Origin of the sequence: Methylobacterium trifolii (assembly GCF_022179685.1) — a bacterium.
Taxonomy (GTDB): domain Bacteria; phylum Pseudomonadota; class Alphaproteobacteria; order Rhizobiales; family Beijerinckiaceae; genus Methylobacterium; species Methylobacterium trifolii.
Genome location: NZ_BPRB01000327.1, coordinates 1 through 5,377 on the forward strand (window position 1 = coordinate 1; position 5,377 = coordinate 5,377).

At 70.9% G+C, this 5,377-nt stretch carries 4 protein-coding genes; 2 read left to right on the forward strand and 2 right to left on the reverse strand.

All coding sequences use genetic code 11. The annotated features are described in order from the left end of the window. Positions 1-66 precede the first annotated feature (66 nt). A complete protein-coding gene (locus tag COGEMETH_RS23450) occupies positions 67-930 on the reverse strand; it encodes an alpha/beta fold hydrolase (RefSeq protein WP_238185090.1) in 864 nt (287 codons plus the stop codon). Positions 931-1,074: 144 nt separating this feature from the next. Continuing rightward, positions 1,075-1,959, reverse strand: a complete 885-nt coding sequence (locus tag COGEMETH_RS23455; RefSeq protein WP_238185091.1) for a YihY/virulence factor BrkB family protein — start codon at positions 1,957-1,959, stop codon at positions 1,075-1,077. 219 nt (positions 1,960-2,178) lie between these two features. Between COGEMETH_RS23455 and COGEMETH_RS23460 the strand changes: the two genes are divergently transcribed. Both COGEMETH_RS23460 and COGEMETH_RS23465 read left to right on the forward strand, forming a co-directional pair. After that, positions 2,179-3,069, forward strand: a complete 891-nt coding sequence (locus tag COGEMETH_RS23460) for a DMT family transporter (RefSeq protein ID WP_238185093.1) — start codon at positions 2,179-2,181, stop codon at positions 3,067-3,069. Positions 3,070-3,284: 215 nt separating this feature from the next. Further along, the gene (locus COGEMETH_RS23465) at positions 3,285-4,967 is read left to right on the forward strand and encodes an acyl-CoA dehydrogenase family protein (RefSeq protein ID WP_238185092.1); all 1,683 of its coding nucleotides are present in this window, start codon (positions 3,285-3,287) and stop codon (positions 4,965-4,967) included. Positions 4,968-5,377: the final 410 nt, after the last annotated feature.

Consider the following 5,377-nt stretch of genomic DNA (forward strand, 5'->3'; position numbering starts at 1 on the left):
CTCCCGCACGGGAGAGGGAACCCGCGTCTTGTCCCTGGCGCGTATCGGAAGTCGCGCTGACCTGAGTCACATCCACCCGATCCGCGCGAAGAACCCCGCGATCTCCGCGGCCGCGCGGTCCGGGTCCTCCCGGTGGGGGAAGTGGCCGACGCCCGGGAACGGCGCGAGGTCGAGGTCCGAAAAGGTCTCGCCGAGCCGGTCCGTCCACGCATAGGGGAACAGCGGGTCGTGCTCGGCCCAGCGGATGCAGGTCGGCACCGTGATCGGCGGCAGGGCCGGGGCCTCGCCCTTCATCATCGCGATCCGGGAGGCGGCGGAGGCCTTGTAGTGGGCAAAGCCCCCCGCGAGGTTGCCGGGCTTGAGGAAGTTGTCCACGAAGGCCGCCAGCACCGCGTCGAAGGCGTCCTTGCGGTGCGCCCAGTGCCGCAGGAAATGGCCGATATAGGCCTCGCACGCCGCGCGGTTCGCGCCGACCAGGGCCGGGGCCATCTCCATCTGGTGGAAGGACTGGTACCAGATCTCCTTGAGCCGGTCGGGCGTGCCCATGCGCGGGCCGATGCCGGGATAGACGAAGTCGAACAGCACCATCCCGGCGATCCGCTCCGGCGCGGTCCGGGCCAGCGGCTGCATCACCGCGCCGCCGACGTCGTGCCCGACGATTCCCACCCGTTCGAGGCCGAGGGCGTCGAGGAGCGCCACCATGTCGGCGGCGTGATCGCCCGCGCCGAACTCGCCCGCCGGCTTGTCGCTGTCGCCGAAGCCGCGCAGGTCCGGGGCGATCAGGGTGTGCCGGTCGGCAAGCCGCGTCATCACCGGCTCCCAGGTCAGCCAGAATTCCGGCCAGCCGTGCAGCAGCAGGATCGGGCTGCCCGTGCCGGTGCGCGCCACGTGCAGGTCGGCGCCGTTCGCCCGGACGCTCAGGTGCTCCATCGCCTCGTCCTCCCTACGGGCCCGACCGACGCGCGGGCCTTCATAAAGAACGGCCCGCCTCCAGGGGAGACGGGCCGGACGAGGTGGGGATCGCATGGAGTCTCAAATCAAGCCGCCGCCGGGGCATCCGGTTCCCGGCCGCGCTCACGCCACGGCCGCCCCCACCCGCCGGGCCTGCATCCGGGCCTTGAGCCGCATCCGGCGGGCGGCGATCACCGTGCCGTTGATCTCGCCGCCGAACAGGAACATCGCCGCCAGCCAGTACAGGAACACCAGGAAGACCATCGCCGTGGCGAGCCCCCCGTAGGTGGAGGCGTAGGCGTTCGAGAAGCGGTCGAGGTAGAAGCCGAAGCCGAGGCCGGCGAAGAACCACAGCAGCAGGGTGATGAACACGCCGGGCAGCACGGCCAGGAACGGGCGCCGCCCGGCCGCCACGAACTTGTGGGCGATGACCAGCACCATCGCCAGCAGCAGGGCGGTGACGCCGATCCGGCCGATCGCCACGGTGAGCCCCAGGGGCTCCAGCCCCGGCGCCACGAGGACGACGTTGCGCCAGATCAGCGGGCCGAGCACCACCAGCAGCGCGAAGGCCAGCATGGCGAAGGCCCCGCAGACGACGTAGCCGATCGATTCGAGCCGGGTCAGCCACCAGGGCCGCATCTCGCGCAGGCCGTAGGCCCGGTTGAGGCCGACCCGCAGGCTCTCGACGCCCGAGGAGGAGAAGTAGAGGGCGAGCACCGCGCCCAGGGTCAGCACGCCGCCGCGCTGCTCGGTCAGCACCCGGTGCACCTCGCCGACGATGGGCTTGGCGATCTCGCGCGGCCAGGCGTCGAAGATCAGCACGCCGGCCTCGTCGGCCAGCGACTTGGTGCCGAACAGGCCCGCCAGCGCCGCGAGCAGGATCAGGAACGGGAACAGGGAGGTGAGGATCGAGAGCGCGATGTGGCTCGCGATCGCCCAGCCGTCATGGGCGACGAAGCGCTGCGCCGCGAGCCCGGCGATCCCGAGGAAGGTACGGACGCGTTTCACGAAGCCTGCATGTCCCTGCCTGCATGTCCCTCGGCGACGGGCCGCGCCCTGTCCGATCCGGATACGTGCCGGGGGCGCCGTGCGCGTCAACGCCGCGCGGCGGACGTGCCACGGTTCGCCCCATAGGTGAAGCCTTCCGGCAACGCCGCCCGGCAAGGCGGCCCGGCCCCCGGAATGCCGGTTGCCAAGCGGGCGCGCCCATGGTGCCTGCACCCGGCCATGCCGACCGCCCCGCGCGACGCCACCCTCGCCAGATCCCTCGTCCCCGTCCTGTTCGTCCTGATCTGGGCGACGGGCTTCATCACCGCGCGCTACGTGGCGCCCTACGCCGAGCCCCTGACCTTCGTGGCGCTCCGTGTCGTCGGCGTGGCCCTGGTGCTCGTCGCCATCGCCTTCGCGACGGGCGCCCGCTGGCCGCGGACGGGGGCGGGCTGGCGCGACGCCCTGGTGGCGGGCGTGCTGATGCAGGGCTGCTACGTGGTGGGCGTGTTCTGGGCCGTGCGCAACGGCCTGCCCGCGGGGATCGCGGCCCTGGTCGGCAGCCTCCAGCCGCTGCTGACCGCGATGCTGGCCCGCCCGCTGCTGGGCGAGTTCGTGAGCCGGCGGCGCTGGCTCGGCATCGGCTTGGGCTTTCTCGGCGCCGGCCTCGTCCTGGCACCGAAGATCGGTGCGGCCGGCGCCGCAGGCATCCCCCTGCCGGCCCTGGCCGCGGGCTTCGGCGCCATGGTGGCGATGACGCTGGGCACCCTCTGGCAGAAGCGCACGGGGGCCGATGCCGACCTGCTCGCCAACGCCACGATCCAGTTCGTCGGCGCCATCGGGCTGGCGCTCCCCCTGGCGCTCGCCTTCGGGGCGATGCGGGTGGAGAGTTCGCTGCCGCTTTGGCTCGGGCTCGCCTGGTCGGTTTTGATCAACTCGGTGGCCGGCATCCTGCTGCTGCTGGTGCTGATCCGGCGCGGCGCGGTGGCGGGCGTCGCCTCCCTGTTCTTCCTGGTGCCGCCGGTCTCGGCCGTGATGGCCTACGCCCTGTTCGGGGAGGTGCTGAGCCCGGTGCAGGTGGTCGGCATGATCGTGGCCGCCCTCGGCGTCGCGGTGGCGAGCCGCGGCTGAGACCGTCTGCGCCCGATCGAAGCGGGGACGGTCTCGCCAAGCCCGCGCGGCGCCTGGGCGAAGCCGAAATCCGCGTCGCGAAGCGAGCGGACGGATTTCGCATGAGGCGCGGTTCAACTTTAGTTCGAGGCGGCCAGCAGGGAAATTTCCTTCGACCGTGACGCGGCGCACTATAAGTAAGGGCCAACAGCCTTTCGAAGATGCGAGTGTCAGCCATGTCCGCTTCCCCCGCCATCCAGTCCGAGCCGCAGGACGTCGTCTCCCTGACCCGGCAGGCCGGCGAATCCGCCAAGAAGTTGGTCGCCGAGGCGACGCGCCGGGTGCGCACCAGGGTGCTCGGCTCCGACGGCAAGGTCGATCCGGCCAAGCTCGAAACCGAGCAGCATGCCGCCCACGGGCTGGCGTGGCTGGCCACCTACGGCGAGGCCGTGCGCGAACTCGGCACCTATGCCGAACGGCTCCAGGCCGAGGGCCGGCTCGGGGAGACCGAGACCCTGCTCGTGAAGATCGGCGTGGGCGAGTACCTCGACCAGATGTTCGGCGGCATCCCCATGAGCCAGGGTGAGATGGTGCGCCCCACCGGCTCCCTCGGCCTCACCGGCAAGGAACTGCTGCAGTACCGCACCGACGCCGTCGAGGCGGCGATCCACGACGGCAACACGGCGGCCAACCGCGCGGCCCTGGTCGCCAAGATCCGCGAGGGCGGCGGCTCGGCCACCATCGGCGCCACGGGCCTCGACGAGGACATGGAGGCGATCCGCTCCGAGATGCGCCGCTTCGGCCAGGCCGAGGTGGTGCAGCAGGCCCACCAGTGGCACCTGGACAACGCCTACATCCCCATGGAGATCGTGACGAAGATGGCCGAACTCGGCGTCTTCGGGCTGACCATCCCCGAGGAATACGGCGGCATGGGCCTGCCCAAGATCTCGATGTGCGTGGTCTCGGAGGAGCTGTCGCGGGCCTATATCGGCGTCGGGTCGCTGGGCACCCGCACCGAGATCGCCGCCGAGCTGATCCTGGGCGGCGGCACCGAGGAGCAGAAGCAGCGCTTCCTGCCGGGCCTCGCCTCGGGCGACATCCTGCCCACGGCCGTCTTCACCGAGCCGAACACCGGCTCCGACCTCGCCTCGCTCCGCACCAAGGCGGTGCGGGACGGGGACGTGTGGAAGATCTCCGGCAACAAGACCTGGATCACCCACCCCGTGCGCGCCGACATCATGACAGTGCTGGTCCGCACGAAGCCCGAGGAGAAGGGCCACCGCGGCCTCTCGATGCTGATCGCCGAGAAGCCCCGCGGCTCGGACGAGGACCCGTTCCCGGTCGCCGGCCTGTCGGGCGGCGAGATCGAGGTCCTGGGCTACCGCGGCATGAAGGAATACGAGCTGGCCTTCGAGGACTTCTCGGTGCCGGGTGGCAACCTGCTCGGCGAGGTCGAGGGCAAGGGCTTCGCCCAGCTCATGCAGACCTTCGAATCGGCCCGCATCCAGACCGCGGCCCGCGCCATCGGCGTGGCGCAATCGGCCCTCGACGTGGGCCTGCGCTACGCCGAGGAGCGCCAGCAGTTCGGCAAGGCGCTGATCAACTTCCCGCGGGTGGCCGACAAGATCGCGATGATGGCGGTGGAGATCAACATCGCCCGCCAGCTTACCTACTTCTCCGCCCGCGAGAAGGACGAGGGCAAGCGCTGCGACCTGGAGGCCGGCATGGCCAAGCTGCTGGGCGCCCGCGTGGCCTGGGCCGCGGCCGACAACGCCCTCCAGATCCACGGCGGCAACGGCTTCGCCCTGGAATACACCGTCAGCCGCATCCTGTGCGACGCCCGCATCCTCTCGATCTTCGAGGGCGCCGCCGAGATCCAGGCCCAGGTGATCGCCCGGCGGCTGCTCGAGGCGGCCTGAGGCCTATTTTATGTAAGGCTCTGTTCCGGAGCGCGTTTCCCCTCCCCCTTGCGGGGAGGGGTCAGGGGTGGGGGTGGTGCCGGATGAGGTGCAACGGTTCCGTCTCAACCCCACCTCCGGCTCTACCCCTCCGCAAGCGACTGTTTACACCCGCCTCGCGAGGATGGGTGACGAGGCGCGGGTCCCCTCTCTCGTGCGGGAGAGGGACAGGGTGAGGGATGCGACCTTTCCGGAAAGACCTGGGACCCTCACCCCAACCCTCTCCCGCACGGGAGAGGGAGAACGTCGCGCTTCGAGCGACCTGTCCGGTTCCGCTGCGCGCAGATGTGTGAATTCGGCAGCCCTTGCGGGTCGGGTTTGGGGATGGGGGGCCGCCCAGGATCGAGCGTAACGGTGCCTCCTGCACCACC